At 73.2% G+C, this 22995-nt stretch carries 12 protein-coding genes; 8 read left to right on the top strand and 4 right to left on the bottom strand.

Features of this window, described 5'->3' with window-relative positions:
- Window positions 1-130 precede the first annotated feature (130 nt).
- Complete coding sequence (locus MCM47_RS02745) at window positions 131-1798, top strand: IS1182 family transposase (RefSeq protein ID WP_238740577.1); 1668 nt, start codon at window positions 131-133, stop codon at window positions 1796-1798.
- 72 nt (window positions 1799-1870) lie between these two features.
- On the opposite strand, the gene panB is transcribed toward MCM47_RS02745, so the two are convergent.
- A complete protein-coding gene (panB, locus tag MCM47_RS02740) occupies window positions 1871-2740 on the bottom strand; it encodes a 3-methyl-2-oxobutanoate hydroxymethyltransferase (protein WP_238740575.1) in 870 nt (289 codons plus the stop codon).
- 323 nt (window positions 2741-3063) lie between these two features.
- Here panB and MCM47_RS02735 point away from each other — a divergent pair, with 323 nt between their 5' ends.
- The 3 genes from MCM47_RS02735 (at window position 3064) to MCM47_RS02725 (ending at window position 6964) form a co-directional block, all read left to right on the top strand.
- Window positions 3064-4731: a DHA2 family efflux MFS transporter permease subunit gene (locus MCM47_RS02735; protein ID WP_238740573.1), complete on the top strand. Its 1668-nt coding sequence runs from the start codon at window positions 3064-3066 to the stop codon at window positions 4729-4731.
- Window positions 4732-4904: 173 nt separating this feature from the next.
- Window positions 4905-5534 (top strand): TetR/AcrR family transcriptional regulator, encoded by a 630-nt coding sequence (locus tag MCM47_RS02730; RefSeq protein ID WP_238740572.1) that lies wholly within the window; start codon window positions 4905-4907, stop codon window positions 5532-5534.
- A gap of 467 nt (window positions 5535-6001) precedes the next feature.
- Window positions 6002-6964, top strand: a complete 963-nt coding sequence (locus MCM47_RS02725; RefSeq protein WP_374209074.1) for an endonuclease/exonuclease/phosphatase family protein — start codon at window positions 6002-6004, stop codon at window positions 6962-6964.
- 13 nt (window positions 6965-6977) lie between these two features.
- Here MCM47_RS02725 and MCM47_RS02720 read toward each other — a convergent pair whose 3' ends face one another.
- Window positions 6978-8732 carry an NAD+ synthase gene (locus MCM47_RS02720; RefSeq protein WP_238740568.1) on the bottom strand — a complete coding sequence of 585 codons (1755 nt, stop codon included), beginning with the start codon at window positions 8730-8732 and terminating at the stop codon, window positions 6978-6980.
- Between the two features lie 152 nt (window positions 8733-8884).
- Between MCM47_RS02720 and MCM47_RS02715 the strand changes: the two genes are divergently transcribed.
- Together MCM47_RS02715 and MCM47_RS02710 are read left to right on the top strand one after the other, a co-directional pair.
- On the top strand, window positions 8885-10246 hold the full coding sequence (locus MCM47_RS02715) for a glutamine synthetase family protein (RefSeq protein ID WP_238740566.1): 1362 nt from the start codon (window positions 8885-8887) through the stop codon (window positions 10244-10246).
- A gap of 236 nt (window positions 10247-10482) precedes the next feature.
- On the top strand, window positions 10483-11808 hold the full coding sequence (locus MCM47_RS02710; protein WP_238740565.1) for a hypothetical protein: 1326 nt from the start codon (window positions 10483-10485) through the stop codon (window positions 11806-11808).
- A gap of 168 nt (window positions 11809-11976) precedes the next feature.
- Here the strand turns inward: MCM47_RS02710 and MCM47_RS02705 are convergent, their stop codons facing one another.
- On the bottom strand, window positions 11977-12744 hold the full coding sequence (locus tag MCM47_RS02705; RefSeq protein ID WP_238740563.1) for a class E sortase: 768 nt from the start codon (window positions 12742-12744) through the stop codon (window positions 11977-11979).
- A gap of 248 nt (window positions 12745-12992) precedes the next feature.
- On the opposite strand from MCM47_RS02705, the gene MCM47_RS02700 reads away from it, so the two are divergent.
- The gene (locus MCM47_RS02700; protein ID WP_238740561.1) at window positions 12993-16016 is read left to right on the top strand and encodes a bifunctional [glutamine synthetase] adenylyltransferase/[glutamine synthetase]-adenylyl-L-tyrosine phosphorylase; all 3024 of its coding nucleotides are present in this window, start codon (window positions 12993-12995) and stop codon (window positions 16014-16016) included.
- A 153-nt stretch (window positions 16017-16169) separates the two neighbouring features.
- On the opposite strand, the gene MCM47_RS02695 is transcribed toward MCM47_RS02700, so the two are convergent.
- A complete protein-coding gene (locus MCM47_RS02695; protein WP_238740560.1) occupies window positions 16170-17132 on the bottom strand; it encodes a phosphatase PAP2 family protein in 963 nt (320 codons plus the stop codon).
- A 319-nt stretch (window positions 17133-17451) separates the two neighbouring features.
- Here MCM47_RS02695 and pulA point away from each other — a divergent pair, with 319 nt between their 5' ends.
- A complete protein-coding gene (gene pulA, locus MCM47_RS02690; protein WP_238740558.1) occupies window positions 17452-22953 on the top strand; it encodes a pullulanase-type alpha-1,6-glucosidase in 5502 nt (1833 codons plus the stop codon).
- The last annotated feature ends 42 nt before the right edge of the window (window positions 22954-22995 follow it).

Here is a 22995-nt window from a genome sequence, read left to right as displayed (position 1 = left end):
GCACGACGGGGCCCCGCCCCCTCGGGTGAGGGGACGCTGTTGGTGAATTGTGGCTGATCGCCTGCGGTGTGTGACGCCGGTCTCCGAGACTTGTCTCGGAGACCGGCGTTCCTTGTTGTGGGGGTGTGTGGTGTCGATGCGTGCGGACGGGCCGGGTGAGGTTCCGGTGGAGACGGTGCGGGTGGCTCGGGCGGCGTTCCCGAAGGGCAGCCTGGCGATTCGGATCCGGGACGAGCTGGGGGTGCTGTTCACGGATGACCAGTTCGCCGACCTGTTCGCGGTGCGGGGCAAACCGGCGTGGTCGCCGGGCCGGCTGGCGTTGGTGCTGGTGCTGCAGTTCGTCGAGGGGCTGACCGACCGGCAGGCCGCGGAGGCGGTCCGGGCCCGGATCGACTTCAAGTACGCCCTCGGGCTGGAGCTCGGCGATCCGGGCTTCGACTTCTCGGTGCTGTCGGAGTTCCGGGACCGTCTGGTCGAGGCGGACGCCGGGCGGCGGGTGCTGGACGCCGTCCTGGTCGCGGCCCGGGACAAGGGCCTGCTGAAGACGGCGGGCCGGGCCCGCACCGACTCCACGCATGTGCTGTCGGCAGCCCGTGAGCTGTGCTTTCTGGAGCTGGTCGCGGAAACGCTGCGCGCGGCGTTGAACGCGCTCGCCCAGGCCGCCCCCGAATGGCTGGCGGAGGTGGCCGAGCCGGACTGGTTCCGGCACTACGCGAGTCGGGCCGAGGACTCCCGCTTTCCGAAGGCGCGTGCCAGGCGGGAGGAGGTGGGCCTGCGGATCGGCCGGGACGGCATGCGACTGCTCGAAGCCGTCCTCGCACCCGAGGCGCCGCCCGGTCTGCGCGCGCTTGCCGGGGTCGAGACCCTGCGGCAGGTATGGGTCCAGCAGTTCCACGTGCTCGGGGGCGAGGTGAGGCGCCGGGACCCAAAAGACCGCCCGCCGGGCGCGACACGCCTGGTCACGCCCTATGACGTCGCAGCCCGGGGCAGCGTGAAGCGCGACATCATGTGGGACGGCTACAAGGTCCACGCCACCGAGACCTGCGAACCCGACACCCCGAACCTGGTCACGAACATGGCCACCACCGTCGCCACTGTCCCCGACAACGTGATGGCCGGAGCGATCCACGACCAGCTCGCCGCCCGCGACTGCCTGCCCGACGAGCACTGGGTGGACGCCGGATATCCCACCGCCGCCCAGATTGTGGCGGCACGCACCGACCACGGCGTCGACCTGCAAGGGCCGATCGCGGACAACACCGCCGCCTCCGCCGGCGGCCCCTACGGACAGGACGCCTTCACCATCGACTGGGAGCGTGAACACGTGACCTGCCCGAACGGGGCCACCAGCACCCAATGGCACCACCGGCACTCGCAGCACAACCTGCCCGTCATCCGGGTCCGCTTCAGCCCCGCCGACTGCCGCCCCTGCCCCCACCTGCGGGAATGCGTCAACTCACCCAGGGCCGAACGACGCGAGCTCAACCTGCGACGCCGGGACGAATACGAAGCCGTCCACGCCGCCCGCGCCGAACAGCGAACCGACGCCTGGAAGGACCGCTACAAGATCCGCGCCGGCGTCGAGGGCACCATCTCCCAGGGCGTCGGGCGCTGCGGCCTGCGCAGATCCCGCTATCAGGGCCTCGCAAAGACCAGCCTCCAGCACCAGCTCACCGGCGCCGCGATCAACCTGGCCCGCATCGACGCCCACCTCACCGACACCCCCCGGGCCCGCACCCGCACCAGCCACTTCGCAGCACTTCGCCCCGCCGAGCAACAGCCCGACGGGGCGAAGTGATCAGGACCCCGAATTCACCAACAGCGTCCTCGGGTGAGGGGAGCGGGGCCCGGTCCAGTGGTGCGGCGACCGTCAGTGGAAGGTGTGCTCTGGCGCCGGGAAGGCACCGGAGCGGACGTCCTCGGCGAACTCGCGGGCGGCCTCGCCGAGCACGGCCCGCAGGTCGGCGTACTGCTTGACGAACTTCGGCACCCGCCCCGCGGTCATGCCGGCGAAGTCGGTCCAGACCAGCACCTGGGCGTCGGTGCCGACACCTGCGCCGATGCCGACGGTGGGGATGGCCAGCTGCTCGGTGACCTGCGCGGCCAGCTCGGCCGGCACGGCCTCCAGGACGACGGCGAAGGCGCCGGCCTGCTGGACCGCCTTGGCGTCGCGCAGCAGCTGGTGCGCCGCCTCGTCGCCGCGGCCCTGGACCGGGTAGCCGCCGAGGGCGTGCACGGACTGCGGGGTGAGCCCGATGTGCGCCATCACCGGGACGCCGGCCTCGACCAGCAGCTCGATGGAGCGGGCGCTGCGCTCGCCGCCCTCCAGCTTGACCGCGCCGACCCCGGCCTCCTTCATCAGCCGGGCGGCGTTGTGCATGGCCTGGGCGGGGGACTCCTGGTAGGAGCCGAAGGGCAGGTCGGCCACGATCATGGCCCGCTTGGTGCCGCGGACGACGGCGGCGGAGAGCATCACCATCTGATCCATGGTCACCGGGACGGTGGTCTCGTAGCCGAGGTGGCAGTTGCCGGCCGAGTCGCCGACCAGCAGCACGGGCGTGCCGGCCTCGTCGAAGACGCCCGCGGTGAGGGCGTCGTACGCGGTGAGCATCGACCACTTCTCGCCGCGCTGCTTGGCGGCGGCGAGGTCGCGGACGGTGACGCGGCGGTTGGTGACCCCGCCGTAGAGCGAGGCGGTCGACGCCTGGTTCTGGGCAGGCGACGGCGAAGAAGCGTTCATCGAACAGGCTCCTGAAGGGTTGTCGTCTCGTGGCGCCGTGTGGCGTCCCCGGATCACCTCCATGCTTGCACGCCCCGGCACGGGCGCAAAGAGGGGTGCCGCCGTGCCGGTGCGATCTACGGCACACCGGGCGGCCGGGCGGGGGCCGGTCCGCCGGGCGGGGCCGCGCGGTCCGGCCCGGGGCGGCCCGTTCTTTGCCCATGTTTTACGAAACGGATTCGTCTCGTATCGAAAATGGCGCTACGCTCGCCACGGGGGTTACGAGACGCCATCGACTCGGAAATGCCCGCCAGTGTCACGCCACCACGGACGGGGAGACCGCCATGACCACTGCAGCCGCGCCACCACGGGTACCGGAGGCCATCCATCGCCGCCGCTGGGCGATCCTGGGCACGCTGGTACTCGCCCTGCTCGTCGTCGTCCTGGACAACTCGATCCTCAACGTCGCGATGAAGACCATCGCGTCCCCGGCGCCCACCGGCATCGGCGCCAGCCAGAGCGACCTGGAATGGGCGATCAACTCCTACACCCTGGTCTTCGCGGGCCTGCTGTTCACGGCCGGCCTGCTCGGCGACCGGTTCGGCCGCAAGCGCGCCCTGCTCGCCGGCATGGCGGTGTTCGGGATCGCCTCGCTGCTCTCCTCGCTGGCCGCCTCGCCCGGCGAACTGATCGGCTACCGCGCGCTGATGGGCGTCGGCGGCGCGCTGGCGATGCCGGCCACGCTGGCCATCATCATGAACGTCTTCGAGCGCGCCGAGCAGCCCAAGGCGATCGGCATCTGGGCCGGCGCGGTGGGTCTGGCCATCGCCATCGGCCCGATCACCGGCGGCGTGCTGATCGAGCACTTCTGGTGGGGCTCGGTCTTCCTGATCAACGTCCCGATCGTGATCATCGCCCTGATCGCGATGGTGCTGCTGGTGCCCGAGTCGAAGGACCCGAACCCGGGCCGGCTCGACCCGGTCGGCGTGCTGCTCTCGATCATCGGCCTGGTCTCCCTGATCTTCGGCATCATCAAGGGTGGCGAGCTCGCCGACTTCACCTCCCCCGAGGCCTGGGTGCCGATGCTGGTCGGCGCCGCGGCGCTGGCCGCCTTCGTCTGGTTCGAGCGCCGCACCGCCCACCCGGCACTGGACGTCACCTGGTTCCGCAACAGGGTCTTCAGCGCCTCGGTGGCCGTCGTCGGCGTGGTCTTCTTCGCCCTCATGGGCGTCTCGTTCTTCGGTGTCTTCTACACCCAGAGCGTGCGCGGCTACAGCGCCCTCCAGGCCGGAGTGCTGATGCTGCCGCTGGCCGTCGCCCAGCTGCTGTTCGCCCCGCGGGCCAGGCTGGTGGTCGACCGCTTCGGCGTCCGGGCCACCTGCGCCGGCGGCATGGCGCTGATCGCGGTCGGCTTCCTCGGCTACCTGCTGCTGGACACCGACACCCCGATCTGGGTGCTGGTGGTGCTCGGCCTGCTGATGGGCACCGGCATGGCGCACGTCATGCCGCCGGTCACGGTCGCCATCATGGGCTCGCTGCCGCGCGAGAAGGCCGGCGCCGGCTCGGCCATCAACAACACCTTCCGCCAGGTCGGCGGCTCGCTCGGGGTCGCCGTGCTCGGTGCGGTGCTCTCCACCGTCTACCGCGACGGCATGGCCGACAAGCTGGACGCGCTGCCGACCGAGGGCCTGCGGGAGAAGGCGGGCGAGTCCCTGGAGGCCACCCTGGCCGTCGCCGGGCGGCTCGGCCCGCAGGGCGCCGGGCTGGTCGGCCCGGCCAACGACTCCTTCATCAACGCGATGCACGTGGTGGCCGGGCTCTCCGCCGGAATCACGGTGGTCGGCGCGCTGCTGGCCTGGTTCCTGCTCCCCGGCCGGGTGCCGGCCGCCGGCCCGGGCGGCGCCGGCGGCCAGGGCGGTGCGCCCGGCGCGGCGCAGGCCGGCCAGGCCGGCCCCGAGGAGGCGGCCGACCCCGCCGGGAAGTCCCGTCCGGCGGCCCCCGCACGCGCCTGACCAGCGGCTGCGCTGAGCGACAATGGGCCCTGCCCGTCCGGATCCGTCCGTGCGGGCAGGGCCGCGGCCGTACCGGGACTTCCCGGATCCGGGGCCGCGGACGACAATCGGGAGGTTCGGGAGTGGGAGACGGCGCCGCGTGCACGCGAGCGGCCGGGCAGACAGGAGCGGCGATGACCACCGACACCACGACCGCGTCGGACTGCGCCGCCCCGCGCCGGGGCCGCCCCCGCAGCGAGGCCGCCGAGCAGGCCATCTTCGCCGCGGTCGAGGAGCTGATGGCCGGCGGCACCAGCCTGCCCGAGCTGACCATCGAGGGCATCGCCGCCGCGGCCGGCGTCGGCAAGGCCACCATCTACCGGCGCTGGCCCAACAAGGAGGCGCTGCTGGTGGACATGGTCAGCCGCCTGGAGGAGCCGCTGCCCTCCGCCACCGGATCGGTCCGCGGCGACCTGGTCGCCATGATCGAGTACATGCGGCTGCGGGGCCTGGCCAAGCGCTCCCGCTGGGTGCTCAAGGCCGCGCTCGGGCAGATGCACAGCTCGCCCGAGCTGCACGCCGCCTACCGCGAGCGGGTGATCAAGCCGCGCCGGCAGGCCGCCCGTGAGCTGGTCCGCCGTGGCATCGAGGAGGGGGAGCTCCGCTCCGACCTCGACGAGGACCTCGTCGGGGACCTGCTGGTCGGCCCGATCCTCGCCCGCAGCGTCCTGTGGGACGACTCCGACCTGGAGGACCCGGCGCTGGCCGTCAAGATGGTCGACGCCCTGCTCCAGGGCCTCGGCGGCCCGGCCGCCCGGGGCTGAGCGGCCGCCGCTCCCGCCGCGCGCCCCCGGCGCACCCGCCGTGGTGTGGCTCACCAAAGCGGGCCACGCCGGAACCCGGTCCACCGGACCGGCGTCTGTCCCGGCATAGGCTGAGCCGGGAATCCGATCGAACCGGCACCGGCCCGGCGCCTCGCCCGCCCCGCCGGCGGCGTCGCGGGGCCGCCGGACCGGCAGGCGGCACGAACGACGGGAGCCACGGCATGGCGAAGGCTGACAGGACGGACCGGACGGCGGCACCGGAGGCGGGGGGCAGTGGCCCGGCCGACGGCGGCTCCGGCTCCCGTCCTGACGGCCCGGGCGCCGACGGCGGCTCCGACCCGCGCCCCGACGGCTCGCGCCCCGACGGTCCCCGCCCCCAGGATCCCCGTCCCGAGGGTCCCCGCCCCGAGGGTCCCCGCCCCGATGGCTCGCGCCCCGAGGGTCCCGGCGCCGGCAGCGGCGGGTTCCTGGGCCTGCGGCACTGGGGCCGGGACCGCAGGGGCAGCACCACCTGGCGGCGCGGCCTCGCGGTCGCCGCCCTCGCCCTGCTCACCGCGGCCCTGCTGGGCCTGCACGCCGACGTCCCCAACACCGTCGGCAACCTCGGCAGCCTGCTGGAGACCTTCCTGCCCTGGCTCGGCCTGGCCGTCCCGGTGCTGCTGGTGCCCGCGCTGCTGCGCCGCTCGGCGACCGCCCTGGTCGCCCTGCTGCTGCCGACCCTGATCTGGTTCAACATGTTCGGCGGGCTGCTCAGCGACAAGAGCGGCGGCACCGGCGACTTCACGGTGGTCAGCCACAACGTGGCCGCGGCCAACACCGACGCCCAGGGCACGGTGAAGCTGCTCAAGGACTCCGGCGCGCAGATCGTCGCCCTGCAGGAGCTGGCCGGCAGGCCGCTGCGCGGCTACGAGACCGGCCTGGCCGACGCCTATCCGTACCACGCGGTCGAGGGCACCGTCGGGCTCTGGTCCAAGTACCCGATCAGCGGGGTCTCGGTGGTGGACATCAAGATGGGCTGGACCAGGGCGTTCCGCGCCCAGGTCGCCACCCCGCAGGGCCCGGTCGCGGTGTACGTGGCGCACCTGCCGTCGGTCCGGCTGAAGGCCGAGGGCGGCTTCACCGTCAGCCAGCGCGACGCCAGTGCCCAGGCACTCGGCGACGCGATCGAGGCGGAGCAGCTGAAGAAGGTCCTGCTGCTCGGCGACCTCAACGGCACCATGAACGACCGCAGCCTGGCGCCGATCACCTCGCAGATGCGCTCGGCCCAGGGCGCGGCCGGCGACGGCTTCGGCTTCAGCTGGCCGGCGTCCTTCCCGATGGCCCGGATCGACCAGATCATGAGCAAGGGCGGCCTGAAGCCCACCGACTCCCGCACCCTGGGCCGGGACGGCAGCGACCACCTCGCGGTGGCCGCCACCTACCGGTACTGACCCGGTCGCGGGTTCAGCCCCGGCGCCACCGGTTGGTGATCGGGAGGCGGCGGTCCCGGCCGAAGCCCTTGACCGAGATCTTCGGGCCCGGCGGGTACTGCCGCCGCTTGTACTCGGCGGTGTCGACCAGCCGGACGACGCGGTCCACCACCGCCGGGTCGAAGCCCGCGGCCACGATCGCGTCGCGGCCCTGGTCGCCCTCGACGTAGAGGTCGAGCACGGTGTCCAGCAGGTCGTAGTCGGGCAGCGAGTCGGTGTCCTTCTGGTCCGGCCGCAGCTCGGCGGACGGCGGCTTGGTGATGGTGTTCTCGGGGATCGGGGGCACCTCGCCGCGCCGCTCGGCCTCCTCGTTCCGCCAGTTGGCCAGCCGGAAGATCAGCGACTTGTAGACGTCCTTGATCGGGCCGAACGCGCCGACCGAGTCGCCGTACAGCGTGGAGTAGCCGACCGCCAGCTCGCTCTTGTTGCCGGGCGCGAGCACGATGTGCCCCTCCTGGTTGGAGATCGCCATCAGCAGCGTGCCGCGCAGCCGGGACTGCAGGTTCTCCTCCGCCAGGCCGGTCAGCTCGGTGGCCGCCATGTAGGCGTCGAACATCGGGGCGATCGACACCGTCCGGAAGTGCAGCCCGGTGCGGCGGGCCAGCTCGGCGGCGTCGTCCCGGGAGTGCTGCGAGGAGTAGCGGCTCGGCATCGAGACGCAGTGGACGTTCTCCGCACCGATCGCGTCCACCGCGATGGCCGCCACCAGGGCCGAGTCGATGCCGCCGGAGAGGCCGATCAGCACCGAGCGGAAGCCGTTCTTGCGCACGTACGCCTGGGTGCCGGAGACCAGCGCGGCCCAGATCTCGGCCTCGTCCGAGACCCGCGGGGCCACCTCCGCGCGCAGCGGCTCGGCCGGGGCCGGGCGCGCCTCGCCGTCCAGCTCGGTGCGGACCAGGTGCAGGCCGTCGCTGAGCAGCAGCCCGTCGGTGTGGTCGCTGCTGGCGGCCGGCAGGTCCAGGTCGAGGACGAGCAGGTGCTCCTCGAACTGGGGGGAACGGCCCAGCACCTCGCCGTCCGGGGCGACGACGATCGAGTCGCCGTCGAAGACCAGCTCGTCCTGGGCGCCGACCATGTTGACGTACGCCAGCGGGCAGCCCGCCTCGGCGGCGCGGCGGCGGACCAGCTCCAGCCGGACGTCGTCCTTGTTCCGCTCGTACGGGGAGCCGTTGATCACCAGCAGCAGGCCGGCCTCGGCCTCACGGGCGGCGGTGACCCGGCCGCCGTCCTGCCAGATGTCCTCGCAGATCGCGAGCGCGACGTCCACCCCGTGCAGCCGCAGGACCGGCAGCTGGTCGCCGGGGACGAACCAGCGGTACTCGTCGAAGACGCCGTAGTTGGGCAGGTGGTGCTTGGCGAACCGGGTGACCACCTCGCCCCGGTGGAGCACGGCGCCGCAGTTCTGCGGCGAGCCGGCCGGGCGGCCGAACCGCGGCGAGGCCTGGTCGGAGCGGCCGAGGTAACCGACCACCACCGGCAGCTCGCCCAGTCCCTCCGCGGCCAGCCGGGCGGCGAGCTCCACCAGCGCGGACCGGGACGCCTCGACGAACGAACGGCGCAGGGCGAGGTCCTCGACCGGGTACCCGGTGAGGGCCATCTCGGGGAAGGCGACCAGCTGGGCGCCGGCCTCGGCGGCCCGCTTGGTCCAGCGCACCACCTCATCGCTGTTGCGGGCGATGTCGCCGACCCAGGGGTCGGTCTGGCTCAGGGCGAGACGGAGATTGGGCATGGCCCCGAGTGTAATCGTCTATCTGACGCAATGTCCCGGGCGGGGGTCACCACTGCCCTGCGGGGCGGTGATCCGCCATGATGGGGAACAGGCGCTCCCAGGTGGTTTCCGGGCGTAACACGAACGTAAAGAGCAGAGGTGAGACTGTCCCCATGGGCAAGCAGCAGGAGTTCGTGCTCCGGACGCTCGAAGAGCGTGACATCCGTTTCGTCCGGCTGTGGTTCACCGACGTGCTCGGGTTCCTGAAGTCCGTGGCGGTGGCACCGGCGGAGCTGGAGCAGGCCTTCGAGGAGGGCATCGGCTTCGACGGCTCGGCGATCGAGGGCTTCGCCCGGGTCTACGAGTCCGACATGATCGCCAAGCCGGACCCGACCACCTTCCAGATCCTCCCGTGGCGCTCGGAGACGCCGGGCACGGCCCGGATGTTCTGCGACATCCTGATGCCGGACGGCTCGCCGTCCTTCGCCGACCCGCGGTTCGTGCTCAAGCGCACCCTGGAGAAGGCCTCGGAGCAGGGCTTCACCTTCTACACCCACCCCGAGATCGAGTTCTTCCTGCTGAAGAACCTGCCCGGCGACGGCACCCCGCCGATCCCCGCCGACCAGTCCGGCTACTTCGACCACACGCCGCGCGGTGTGGGCCACGACTTCCGCCGCCAGGCGATCACCATGCTGGAGTCGATGGGTATCTCGGTGGAGTTCTCCCACCACGAGGGCGCCCCGGGGCAGCAGGAGATCGACCTGCGCTACGCCGACGCGCTCTCCACCGCCGACAACATCATGACCTTCCGTCTGGTCATGAAGGAGGTCGCGCTGGAGCAGGGCGTGCACGCCAGCTTCATGCCGAAGCCGTTCTCGGACCACCCCGGCTCCGGCATGCACACCCACCTCTCACTCTTCGAGGGCGACCGCAATGCCTTCCACGAGTCCGGCGCCGAGTACCAGCTCTCCAAGGTCGGCCGCTCCTTCATCGCCGGCCTGCTGCGGCACGCCGCCGAGACCGCCGCCGTCACCAACCAGTGGGTCAACTCGTACAAGCGGATCTGGGGCGGCTCCCAGCGCACCGCCGGCGCCGGTGGCGAGGCCCCGTCGTACATCTGCTGGGGCCACAACAACCGCTCCGCGCTGATCCGCGTCCCGATGTACAAGCCCGGCAAGCAGGGCTCCACCCGGGTCGAGGTCCGCTCGCTCGACACCGGCTGCAACCCCTACCTGGCCTACGCCGTCACCCTGGCGGCGGGCCTCAAGGGCATCGAGGAGGGCTACGAGCTCCCGCCCGGCGCCGACGACGACGTCTGGGCGCTGACCGACTCCGAGCGCCGCGCCCTCGGCATCCAGCCGATGCCGCAGAACCTCGGCGAGGCGATCGACCTGATGCAGCGCAGTGAGCTGGTCGCCGAGACGCTCGGCGAGCACGTGTTCGACTTCTTCCTGCGCAACAAGCGCCAGGAGTGGGAGGAGTACCGCTCCGAGGTCACGCCGTTCGAGCTCCGGAAGAACCTCCAGGTGCTCTGACGATCAGTCAACTGCCAAGTGGGCTTGCTCCGTTCGGAGTGAGCCCACTTGTGGTTCGTGGAGGCGGGCGCCCGTTCCGGTGGCCGTGGCGGGTGGGCCGGGGCGGGCCGGGGCGGCGTCCCCCGCGCACGCTAATTCGTTAGGCCGATGCGGTTACACCCCAGCGGTGCGAACCGTGAACGGATGACGGAGGGGCGTATTCAGAAGATCCGTTTTGCGGATCATCCTGGAGCGTCATGCGTACTCGAATCACCACCCTGGTCCTGTCCGGACTGGCCTCGGCCGCCCTCGTGTGGGGCGCGGACGGCACGGCCTACGCCTCACCCCTCGTCGACCACGGCGCAGCCTCGGAATCCGTGGAGGCCCAGGGCGAATGGGTCGACAGCCTCCTGCGCCTGGCCGAGGAGGACACCGGCTCAGCCGCCGGTACCTGGACCTTCACCGGTCGCAGCACCATCCACTCCTCGCCGGTGGTCCGCCCGGCCCACCGGGCCGAGACCGGCACCGACACCGAGGCCGAGGGCGCCTGGGCCGACGGCCCGGCGTGGGAGTCGGCCGAGGGCGACGCCGTGGAGCAGGACGAGCCGGCCCGGCTGGGCGAGGACGGCGTCGTGCGCACCCGACCGGCGGCTTCGGCGTCGCCGGAGCTCGTGACCCCCGAGGGCCGGCCGACCGGTGGCGGCGAGCACGGCGAGCACGGCGGCGAGCACTGCGACGAGAACGGGCAGGGCCACGGCGACGGTCACGGGCCGTCCGACTGCGACTGCCAGTCCGGTGACCACGGCGGTCACGAGGGCCACGGCGGTCACGAGGGGCATGGTGGTCACGAGGGCCACGAGGGCCACGGTGGTCATGAGGACCACGGCGGTCACGAGGGCCACGAGGGCCACGAGGGTCATGGCGGCCACGAGGGCCACGGCGGGCAGGGGCAGGGGCAGAACCAGGGCCAGAGCAACGGCCAGAACCAGGGGCAGGGCCAGAACCAGGGCCAGCAGCAGGGTCAGGGCCAGGAGCAGGGCCAGAGCCAGAGCGGCGCGCAGAACCAGGGCCAGGACCAGCACGTCAGCGTGACCGTCGTCGTGCAGAACAGCGTCACCAACAACCTCGACAACAGCGCGAACAACATCGCCGCCAGCAGCTCGAACAACTCGGCGCACAACAGCGCGCAGAACGCGGCGCACAACAGCCAGTCGGCCTCGCAGGACAACAAGCTGTCCAACGCCCAGAGCCAGAAGAACCAGCAGGCCTCGCACAACGTGAACAAGACCAGCCTCGTCGGGCAGGCGGGCAAGCCCTCGACGGTTGTTCACCACGGCGGCGGCGAGCACGGCGGGAAGCCCGTGCACCACGCCTCCGGCCAGGAGCACCCGAGCGGTCACCACGGTGGCGGCAAGGACCACCAGGGCAAGCCGCACGGCAAGGACACGGAGCACAAGTCCGGGCACCACCACGGCGAGCTCGCCGAGACGGGTTCCCAGGGGATGCCGATCATGCTCGGCCTCTCGGCCGCGCTGCTCGCGGCGGGCGTGGCGGCGATGCGGGTCGGCCGGCGGCGTGCATGACCGCACCCGTCCCCCGGGCCGCCGGGTGACGGTGCGCGGGCCGCGCTGCGCGGTCGTCCGGGATGCCGCCCCGGCCGTGCAGCGACCGGGGCGGCCGGCCGGGGGCGAGGCGCACCGCGCGCCCGTCCGCCGGCCGGCCTCCACCGGTCGCCCCTGAGAGGGGCCCGGCTACCGCAGCTCGGCGGGAGGCGTTCGAGCGGCGTCCACCGGCTGCTCCCGGACCAGGCTGCCCCAGACGGCCATCCGGTGGAGCGAGGTGTAGACCGGCGTGCAGGTCGTCAGGGTGATGTAGCGGCCCGGCCCGGTGTAGGGGGAGCCGGTGGGCACCGGGGCGATGACGCCGGTGTCGTCCTTGGAGGTCTTCGGCAGCGTGGCGTCGACGCGGTACACGTACCAGCGGTCGCGGGTCTCCACAACCAGGGGGTCGCCCGGCTTCAGCACGTCCAGGTCGTGGAACTTCGCGCCGTGGCCGTCCCGGTGGGCGGCCAGGGCGAAGTTCCCCTGGGGCTCCCAGGGCATGGCGGAGGCGTACGGCTCCGTGTAGGCGCCGGCCACGCCCTCCGCGAGGGTCCTCTCGTCGGTGCCGGACTTGATCAGCACCTGGTAGCCGGCGCCCATCGCGGGCACGTGCAGGAAACCGATGCCGTCGTCCTCCCCGAACGGGGCCGGGGCGGCGGCGTCCGCGCTTCCGGTCGGCGGCGCCGGCGCCACCGTCGGCGGTGCCGCCGGGACCGCCGCCGACCAGCGCCGGCGCAGTTGCTCGGCGGCGAGACCCGCGTGCCGGTCGGCCGTGAGGTCCGTCCACCACAGTGCGTGGACGACCAGCAGGGCGAGCAGCACGCCCACGGTGAACAGCAGGTCGCCGAGCGCGCCGACCACGGCCCGGCGCGGGCGCCGGCGCGGGGATCGGGCCGCGGGCGGGTGCACGGTCGCCATGACGCTGTCCTTCGGCTGAGGCAGGGGTGCGGACGTCGGACCGGGGTGGGGCCGCGGTCCGCACGGCGCGGCGGCGGGCACGCCGTGGCCCGAGCCGTCCGGACCGGTCATGGCGTACTCCACCGCGCCCCGGACGGGCGGGCAAGCCGACACGCCACACCGCCGGCCGGGCGGCGTCCGGTCCGCGGTCATGCCCGGCACTGCGCCGTGGGGGCGCGTAACCTGCTGAACGGAGGGATGGAGGGGCCATGGCGGTGGAGGAGCAGCGGGCCGGGAGCCGGGTGAGCCGACCGGAGATCCGGCTGGTCCGGCGCGGGTTCACCGATCCGGCGCAGGCCGTCCGGCTGCTCGCCGGCCCCGGCCTGGAGGGCCTGGCCGACGACCCGGTGCTGCTGGACGCGCTCGGCGCCACCGCCGACCCGGACCTCGCCCTGTTGGGCCTGGCCCGCCTGCTGGAGGCCGCCGACGAGGCGGACCGGCGCGCCCTGCGCGACACCCTGACCACCTCCAAGCCGCTGCGCGACCGGCTGCTCGGCGTGCTCGGCGCGTCCACCGCGCTCGCCGACCACCTGGCCCGGCACCCGCACGACTGGCACGCCCTGGTCACCTTCGAGCTGCGCGACATGCATCCCGGCCCGGACGACTTCCTGCGCGCGCTGCAACAGGCCGTCCGGGCGGAGGGCGCGGGCAACCCGGCGGACGCCCTGCGGATCGCCTACCGCCGCTGCCTGCTGGCCATCGCCGCCCGCGACCTCACCGGCACCACCGACCTGGCGCAGACCGCCGCCGAGCTCGCCGACCTGGCCGGCGCCACCCTGCAGACCGCCCTGGACCTCGCCGCCGAGCAGGACCCGGAGGCCGCCCGGGCCTGCCGGCTGGCCGTCATCGGCATGGGCAAGTGCGGCGGCCGCGAGCTCAACTACGTCTCCGACGTGGACGTCATCTTCGTCGCCGAGCCGCAGGACGGTGCCGACGAGCACGAGGCGCTCAAGGCCGCCACCCGGCTCGCGGCCGCGCTCACCCGGCTCTGCGCCGACACCACCGGCGAGGGCACCATCTGGCCGGTCGACGCCAACCTTCGCCCCGAGGGCCGCAACGGCCCGCTGGTGCGCACCCTCGCCAGCCACACCGCGTACTACCAGCGCTGGGCCAAGACCTGGGAGTTCCAGGCCCTGCTCAAGGCCCGTCCGGTGGCCGGCGACGCCGAGCTGGGCGCCGCCTACCTCGCCGCGCTGGAGCCGATGGTCTGGCAGGCCGCGACCCGGGAGAACTTCGTCGCCGACGTGCAGCAGATGCGCCGCCGGGTGATCGACTCCATCCCGGCCACCGAGCTGGACCGCCAGCTCAAGCTGGGCCCGGGCGGGCTGCGCGACGTGGAGTTCTCCGTCCAGCTGCTCCAGCTGGTGCACGGGCGCACCGACCCGGCGCTGCGCAGCGGCAACACGCTGGAGGCGCTGGCCGCCCTCTCCCGGGGCGGGTACGTCGGGCGGGCCGACGCCGCCTCGCTGGACGCCGCCTATCGCTTCCTGCGCTCGATGGAGCACCGGATCCAGCTGCACCGGCTGCGCCGCACCCACCTGATGCCCACCGGCGAGGAGGACCAGCGCCGGCTGGCCCGCTCGCTCGCCCCGCTGATCAACGACGACACCCGGGCCGACCCGGTGGCCGCGCTGCAGCGGGAGTGGAAGCGGCACGCCGTCGAGGTCCGCCGGCTGCACGAGAAGCTGTTCTACCGGCCGCTGCTGGACGCCGTCGCCGAACTGCCGCCCGGCGCGGCCGGCCTCACCCCGGACGCCGCGCGGGCCCGGCTCGAGGCGCTCGGCTACGCGGACCCGGCCGCCGCGCTGCGCCACCTCACCGCGCTCGCCTCCGGCGTCAGCCGCAAGGCCGCCATCCAGCGGACGCTGCTGCCGGTGCTGCTCGGCTGGTTCGCCGACTCGGCCGATCCGGACGCCGGGCTGCTCAACTTCCGCCAGGTCTCCGACGCGCTCGGCCGCACCCCCTGGTACCTGCGGCTGCTGCGGGACGAGAGCGGCGCCGCCGAGCAGCTGGCCCGGGTGCTGTCGGCCGGTCGGCTCGCCCCCGACCTGTTGCTGCGGGCGCCCGAGGCGGTGGCCATGCTGGGCGACCCGCAGGGTCTGGTGCCGCGCGGCCGGGCCGCGCTCGAACAGGAGATACTGGCCGCCGTCGGCCGGGCCGACTCCGCCGGCGCGGGGGTCGCCGCCGCCCGCGCGGTGCGCCGGCGCGAGCTGTTCCGCACCGCGGCCGCCGACGTGCTCGGCCGGCTGGGTGACGACCCGGCCGAGGCCCTGGACGCGGCGGGGGAAGCGCTCACCGCGCTGAACGCCGCCACGCTGCAGGGCGCGCTGCGGGCCTGCATCGCCGGCTGGGAGGCCGCGCACGGCGGCCTGCCGACCCGGATCGCGGTGATCGCGATGGGCCGGTTCGGCGGCCGCGAGCTCGGCTACGGCTCGGACGCGGACGTGCTCTTCGTCCACGAGCCGCTGCTCGGCTCGCTGGAGCAGGACGCCGCGCGGGCCGCCCAGGCCGTCTGCCACGAGCTGCGCACGCTGCTGGCCGCGCCGTCCACCGAGCCGCCGCTGCTGGTCGACGCCGACCTGCGGCCGGAGGGCCGCAACGGTCCGCTGGTGCGCACCCTCGCCTCGTACGCGGCGTACTACCGGCGCTGGTCGCACGCCTGGGAGAGCCAGGCGCTGCTGCGGGCCGAGCCGGTGGCCGGGGACGAGGACCTGGGGGCGCGGTTCCGGCAGCTGATCGACCCGCTGCGGTACCCGGGGCTCGGAGTGCCGGAGCGGGACCTCATGGAGATCCGCCGGATCAAGGCCCGGATCGAGGCCGAGCGGCTGCCGCGGGGGGCCGACCCGACCACCCACACCAAGATCGGCCGGGGCGGGCTGGCGGACGTCGAGTGGACCGTCCAGCTGCTCCAGCTCCAGCACGGGCACGAGCTGCCGGCCCTGCGCACCACCCGGACCAGGGCCGCGCTGGCGGCCGCCGCCCAGGCCGGGCTGGTGGACGCGGAGGACGCGGCGGTGCTGGACACCGCCTGGGTGCTGGCCTCACGGGTGCGGTCCGCGGTGATGCTGGTGCGCGGCCGGCCGGGGGACAGCTTTCCCGCGGACGCGCGCGAGCTGGCCGGGGTGGCGCGCTACCTCGGCTACGGCGCCGGGCACAGCGGCGAGCTGGTGGACGACTACCGGCGGGCCACCCGGCGGGCCCGGGCGGTGGTGGAGCGGCTGTTCTACGGCTGAGGGCCGCCTGCCCCGGGGCGTGCGGTGCCCGCCCGGGGTGCGCGTCCTTACGTCCGGGCGGCGCGCCCGGGCTGCGCGCTGCAGGGTGCGAAGAGGGCCCGGCGAGTGGTCACCGGGCCCTCTCGGGCGTCCTCGGGTCGTGCCGTACGGCGGTCAGCGGCGGGCGGTGCTCACGGCCGGCTCGCTCCACTGCTCGGGCACGGTGATCGGCTCCTCCGGGGTCTCCCGGGCGGGCACCCTCGGCAGCCTGTAGACCGAGGAGTGGTACAGCCAGCGGGCGGTGAGGAAGCCGACCAGGAGGCAGACCAGGCCGCCGACCGCGTCCATCCAGAAGTGGTTCGCGGTGGACACGATGACCACCAGGGTGGCGGCCGGGTAGAGCAGGCCGAGCACCCGGACCCAGGTCCGGCGGGCCAGGAAGAACAGGGTCAGGCCGCACCACATCGACCAGCCGATGTGCATCGAGGGCATCGCCGCGAACTGGTTGGAGACGTGCGTGGCCGGGCCGGAGGCCATCGAGCCCCAGGTGCCGTGCGTCTTCACGGTGTCGATGAAGCCGCCGTCGGTCATCAGCCGGGGCGGGGCCAGCGGGAAGAAGTAGAAGCCGACCAGGGCGAGGCCGGTGGTGACGAACAGCACCGTGCGGACCCCGACGTAGCGGCCCGGGTGGCTCCGGTAGAGCCAGACCAGGACGCCGATGGTGACGACGAAGTGCAGCGTCGCGTAGTAGTAGTTCATCCCCGTGATGAGCCACCCGACGCCGTCCACCGCGTGGTTGACCGACCGCTCGAACGCGATGCCCAGGCTGTGCTCGAAGTCCCAGATCCAGGAGGCGTGATGCTGGGCTATCGCCTCCTGCTCGGGCACCGCGTTGCGGACAAGGGAGTAGAGCCAGTAGCTGATGCCGATCAGCGCCAGCTCGAACCAGATCCGCGGTCGGGCCGGCGAGCGGCGCTGGTCGCGGACGCGGCTGCGCAGGGCGGCCGACCGGGACTGGGCGACCCGGGTGGCACCGTCGGGCATCGGGCCGGGCTCGGCCGGGGCCGTCGCGGGAGTGCCGGGTTCCGCGGCCGTCTGCTCGGCGCCGGGCTGCTGGATGTCGGTCGGTTCCCCCATGGACGAGAAGTCTGCCAGACGTCCCGTAGCCGTCTGCTCATCCTGTGGAAGTGGATTCTTCACCGGCTGTCCCCCTTGAGGGCTAGGGGGTCTCTCCCACCGGGGTAGGGGGTGCGGACGGGTCTGGTGCGAACCGGTGGGACGGGCATAGCTCCCATTGTCACGCCGGGTGGATCGGCCGGCGCAATCGGGGGTCGGGAACCGGTACGAGGGGCGTATTTTCCCTCCCCGAAACCGTTTCTGCATCTTGCTGAAACAGATTGCAGCCCGCTAGCGTCCTCGCAACTCGATCACCCCTTTCCCCCGCAGGGAGCCCTCCGTGGCCGATGTCACGCCCCGCCGCCGGCGGAGCACCACCCGTAGACCCGGCCGGACGGCGGTGCTGCTGGCCGCCTCGCTGCTGGCCGCCACGCTCGGCACCGCCCCGGCCGCGTTCGCCGCCGCCCCGCCGGCACCCCCGTCGGACGCCGCGCTGGCCGCCACCGCCGGGCGGCACGACCTCACCCGCGAGCAGTTCTACTTCGTGCTGCCGGACCGCTTCGCCAACGGCGACCGGGGCAACGACACCGGCGGCATCACCGGCAGCCGGCTGGAACACGGCCTCGACCCCGCGGACAAGGGCTTCTACCACGGGGGCGACCTCGCCGGGCTGATCCAGCGGCTCGACTACATCCAGAACCTCGGCACCACGGCGATCTGGATGGCCCCGATCTTCAAGAACAAGCCGGTCCAGGGCACGGGTTCGGACGTGTCCGCCGGGTACCACGGCTACTGGATCACCGACTTCACCCAGGTCGACCCGCACTTCGGCACCAACGAGCAGCTCAAGGAGCTGATAGCCAAGGCGCACGCGCGCGGGATCAAGGTCTTCTTCGACGTCATCACCAACCACACCGCCGACGTCATCGACTACCAGCAGAAGCAGTACGGCTACCGGAGCACCGGCGCCTACCCGGTGCTGGACGCCGACGGCCGGCCGGTGGACGAGACCGCGCTCGCCGACGCACGGGCCGCGTGGCCGAAGCTGACCAGGGACTCGTTCCCGTACAGCCCGGTCTTCCGCAACCCGGCCGACGCCACCGCCAAGACCCCGGCCTGGCTCAACGACCCCGCGCTCTACCACAACCGGGGGGACTCGACCTTCGCCGGCGAGTCCGCCACCGAGGGCGACTTCTCCGGCCTGGACGACCTCGACACCCAGAACCCGCGGGTGGTGCAGGGCTTCGAGAAGGTCTACCAGCAGTGGGTCAAGGACGCCGGCGTGGACGGCTTCCGGATCGACACCGTCAAGCACGTCAACATGGCCTTCTGGCAGCAGTGGGCTCCGGCACTCAAGGACTTCGCCGCCAGGCAGGGCAACAAGCGGTTCTTCATGTTCGGCGAGGTCTACTCCGGCGACCCGGCGATCACCTCGCCGTACGTCACCAAGGGCAGGCTGCAGGCCACGCTGGACTTCCCGTTCCAGAACGCCGCCCGCTCCTACGTCTCGCAGGGCGGCCCGGCGAAGGCCCTCGCCGACGTGTACGGCCAGGACTACCGCTACACCACCGCCGACACCGACGCGTACGAGCTGCCGACCTTCCTGGGCAACCACGACATGGGCCGGTTCGGCTCCTTCCTGCTGAGCGACAACCCCGGTGCCGACGACGCCACCCTGGTGAAGAAGGACCGGCTCGGCACCGAGCTGCAGTTCCTCACCCGCGGCCAGCCCGTCGTCTACTACGGCGACGAGCAGGGCTTCACCGGTGCGGGCGGCGACAAGGACGCCCGGCAGGACCTCTTCGCCTCGCAGACCCCCTCGTACAACACCGACCGGGTGCTCGGCGGCACCGCCGGCTCCGCCGACCGCTACGACCAGGGCGGCGCGCTCTACCAGGGCATCGCCGGGCTGGCCCGGCTCCGTCGCGACCACCCGGCGCTCGCCGACGGCGCCCAGATCGAGCGGTACGCCGCCGACGGCGCGGGCGTCTACGCCTTCTCCCGGATCGACGCCGGCCAGCAGGTCGAGTACCTGGTCGCGGTGAACAACGCGACCGAGGCGAAGACCGTCACGCTGGACACCTTCGCCGCCGGGCAGGGCTTCGACCGGATCTACCCGACCGCGGGCGAGCGGCTGACCAGCGGCGCGGACCGCAAGGTGACCGTGACCGTGCCCGCGCTCTCCTCGGTGGTGTTCAAGGCCGCCGCCAGGCTGGCCCCGGTCGCGGCCGCACCGGGCCTGGCGCTCCGGCCGCCGGCCGACGGCAGCAGCGGCACCGTCACCGTCGGCGCCGACGTCGACGGGGGCGGCTTCAACCGGGTCACCTTCGCCGCCCAGATCGGCACCGGGCCCTGGCAGACCCTCGGCACCGCCGACAACGGCACCTACCGGGTCACCCAGGACCTCGGCGCCGTGGCGCCCGGCACCGTCGTCCGCTACAAGGCCGTGGTCCAGGACTCCAGCGGCCACCTCCGCTCGGCCACCGCGAGCTACACCACTGGCGCCCCCGCGCCCCAGCCGGTGCCCAGCGCGGCCGCCCGCCCCTACGCCGTCGTGCACTACCAGCGCCGGGGCGGCGACTACGACGGCTGGAACCTCTACGCCTGGGGTGACATCGCCGACGGCGAGGGGACCCAGTGGCCGGCCGGGCACGGCTTCACCGGCCGCGACGCCTACGGCGCCTTCGCCTACGTCAGGCTCAAGCCCGGCGCCTCGGACGTCGGCTTCATCGTGGAGAAGGGCGGCGTCAAGGACGTGGACGCCGACCGCCACATCGACGTCGGCGCGACCGGCGAGATCTGGCTCAAGGAGGGCGACCCGACCGTCCGGACCACCAACCCCGGGCCGGTCGGCACCCCGCCGGCCGGGACCGCCGTCATCCACTACAACCGACCCGACGGCGACTACGACGGCTGGGGCCTGCACGACTGGACCGGCGCCGCCCACCCCACCGACTGGGGCAGCCCGCTGATGCCGGTGCGCCGCGACGCCTTCGGGGCCGTCTTTGAGGTGCCGCTCGCGCCCGGCGCGACCAGCCTCAGCTACATCCTGCACCGGGGCAACGACAAGGACCTGCCCCACGACCAGTCGCTGGACCTCGCCGCCACCGGCCGCGAGGTCTGGATCCTCGGGGGCCGGGAGGGCTACCTGCTGCCGCAGACCGCGGCCGCCTCCTCCCAGGTGGACCTCGGCTCGGCCAAGGCGCAGTGGATCGACGCCCGTACGGTGGTCGTCCCGGCCGGCTACGGCGCCGGCGACGTGGCCCTGGCCGGCGGCACCAGCGCCCAGCTCGTCTACGACCCCGAGGGCGGCATCACGGCCGACAAGGGCGTGCTGAGCAAGGCCGGGCAGTGGATCCGCCTCACCCCCGTCCAGGGCGGGCTGACCGACGCGCAGAAGGCGAGGTTCCCGCACCTGGCGGGCTACCGCGCCTTCACCGTGGACCAGCGGGACACCGGGCGCGTCGCGCAGGCGCTCCGCGGCCAGCTGCTCTTCACCGAGCACCTGCCGAGCGGGGCCGCGCTGGCCGCCACCGGGGTGCAGATCCCCGGCGTGCTGGACGACCTGTACGCGCGCCGCACCGGGCGGGTGGACTTCGGCCCGGCCTACTACGACGGCAAGGTGGCGCTCTCCGTCTGGGCGCCGACCGCACAGGAGGTCTCCGTCCAGCTCTTCGACGGGCCGGACGGCGGCACCCCGAAGACCGTGCCGATGAAGCTGGACGACGAGACCGGTGTCTGGGAACTCGTCAGGGACAAGGCCGAGCTGGACGGCAAGTACTACCTGTACCAGGTGAAGGTCTGGGCCCCGTCGGTGCAGCGCACGGTGGTCAACACGGTGACCGACCCCTACTCGGTGGCGCTCTCCGCCGACTCGCGGCGGAGCCTGGTCGCCGACCTCGCCGCTCCGGCCCTGAAGCCGCAGGGCTGGGACGACCACGCCGTCCCCGAGGCCGTCCCGCCCGCCCGTGAGCAGATCCAGGAGCTGCACGTCCGCGACTTCTCGGTCGAGGACGCCACCGTGCCGGCCGCCGAGCGCGGCACGTACCTGGCCTTCACCGAGTCGCAGTCGGCCGGCATGAAGCACCTGCGCGAGCTGGCCGGGGCCGGTGTGACCACCATCCACCTGCTGCCGACCTTCGACATCGCCACCATCCGGGAGAACCGGGCCGAGCAGAAGCTGCCCGCCTGCGACCTCAAGGCGCTGGCGGCGGACAGCGAGAAGCAGCAGGAGTGCGTGGCCGCCGTCGCCGCCCAGGACGCCTACAACTGGGGCTACGACCCGCTGCACTACAACGTGCCGGAGGGCTCGTACGCCACCGACCCGACGGGCACGGCCCGGACGGTGCAGTTCCGGCAGATGGTGCAGGCGATCCACGCGGCCGGGCTGCGGGTGGTGCTGGACGTGGTCTACAACCACACCGCCGCGAGCGGTCAGGCCGAGCACTCGGTGCTGGACAAGGTCGTCCCCGGCTACTACCAGCGGCTGGACGCCGACGGCAAGGTGACGACGGACAGCTGCTGCTCCGACACCGCGCCCGAGCACGCCATGATGAACCGCCTGGTGGTGGACTCGGTGACCACCTGGGCGCGCGAGTACAAGGTGGACGGCTTCCGCTTCGACCTGATGGGCCTGGACCCGAAGTCCACCATGCTGGACGTGCAGGCCGCGCTGCGGCGGATGACGCCGGACTCGGACGGCGTGGACGGGAGGAACGTCCTCCTCTACGGCGAGGGCTGGAACTTCGGCGTCGTCGCGAACAACGCCCGGTTCGAACAGGCCACCCAGCTCAACATGGCCGGCACCGGCATCGCCACCTTCGACGACCGGATCCGGGACGCGGCGCGCGGCGGCAACTTCATGCTCTCCTCCGCCCCGCAGCAGGGCTTCGCCTCGGGCCTGTTCACCGACCCCAACGGCTCGCCCGCCAACGGCAGCCCCGAGGAGCAGCGGGCCCGGCTGCTCAAGCAGATGGACCAGATCAAGGTGGGGCTCACCGGCAACCTGGCCGGCTACACCTTCACCGACAGCTCCGGACGGACCGTCACCGGCGCCGGCGTCGACTACAACGGCGCCCCGACCGGCTACGCGGCCAAGCCCGGCGAGGCGGTCGAGTACGTGGACGCGCACGACAACACCGACCTGTTCGACGCGCTGGCCTACAAGCTGCCGACCGGCACCGCGCCGGCCGACCGGGCCCGGATGCAGGCCCTGGCGCTCTCGCTGACGGCGCTCGGCCAGGGCACCGGCTTCGCCCAGGCCGGCAGCGACCTGCTGCGCTCCAAGTCGCTGGACGCCAACGCCTACGACTCCGGTGACTGGTTCAACGCCATCCACTGGGATCCGGCCGACGGCAACGGCTGGGGCCGGGGTGTGCCGATGGCGGCCGACAACCGGGAGATGTGGCCGGCCGCCAAGTCCCTGCTGGCCAACCCGAAGCTGGCGGTCGGTGCCGCCGACATCCGGGCGACGGGCCTGCAGTACCAGGACTTCCTGCGGATCAAGCGGTCCTCGCCGCTGTTCTCGCTGCCCACCCTGGCGGAGGTCCAGCAACGGCTCTCCTACCCGCTCTCCGGCACGCCCGGCGAGACGCCCGGCGTGATCACCCTCCACCTGGACGGCACCGGGCTGGCGGGCGCGGAGAAGGGCGTCACCGTGGTGTTCAACGCCACGCCCGGCGCGCAGAGCCAGACCGTGCCCGGCCTGAAGGGCACCGCGCAGGCGCTGCACCCGGTCCAGGCCGGCGGGGCCGACCCGGTGGTCAAGCAGGCCGGATTCGATCCGTCCAGCGGCACGTTCACGGTGCCCGGCCGCACCGTGGCGGTGTTCGTCCAGCGCTGACGCAGCGCCCGGACCCGGGCCCTGCACCGCCCCGGGGCGGTG

Source organism: Kitasatospora sp. A2-31 (assembly GCF_022288725.1).
Lineage (GTDB): Bacteria > Actinomycetota > Actinomycetes > Streptomycetales > Streptomycetaceae > Kitasatospora.
This window is presented reverse-complemented; position numbering and strand designations above follow the sequence as displayed.

Coding starts and splice junctions, on each gene's coding strand:
- panB (WP_238740575.1), bottom strand. CDS start 2,740: ATGAACGCTTCTTCGCCGTCGCCTGCCCAGAACCAGGCGTCGACCGCC.
- MCM47_RS02735 (WP_238740573.1), top strand. CDS start 3,064: ATGACCACTGCAGCCGCGCCACCACGGGTACCGGAGGCCATCCATCGC.
- MCM47_RS02730 (WP_238740572.1), top strand. CDS start 4,905: ATGACCACCGACACCACGACCGCGTCGGACTGCGCCGCCCCGCGCCGG.
- MCM47_RS02720 (WP_238740568.1), bottom strand. CDS start 8,732: ATGCCCAATCTCCGTCTCGCCCTGAGCCAGACCGACCCCTGGGTCGGC.
- MCM47_RS02715 (WP_238740566.1), top strand. CDS start 8,885: ATGGGCAAGCAGCAGGAGTTCGTGCTCCGGACGCTCGAAGAGCGTGAC.
- MCM47_RS02710 (WP_238740565.1), top strand. CDS start 10,483: ATGCGTACTCGAATCACCACCCTGGTCCTGTCCGGACTGGCCTCGGCC.
- MCM47_RS02705 (WP_238740563.1), bottom strand. CDS start 12,744: ATGGCGACCGTGCACCCGCCCGCGGCCCGATCCCCGCGCCGGCGCCCG.
- MCM47_RS02700 (WP_238740561.1), top strand. CDS start 12,993: ATGGCGGTGGAGGAGCAGCGGGCCGGGAGCCGGGTGAGCCGACCGGAG.
- MCM47_RS02695 (WP_238740560.1), bottom strand. CDS start 17,132: ATGGGGGAACCGACCGACATCCAGCAGCCCGGCGCCGAGCAGACGGCC.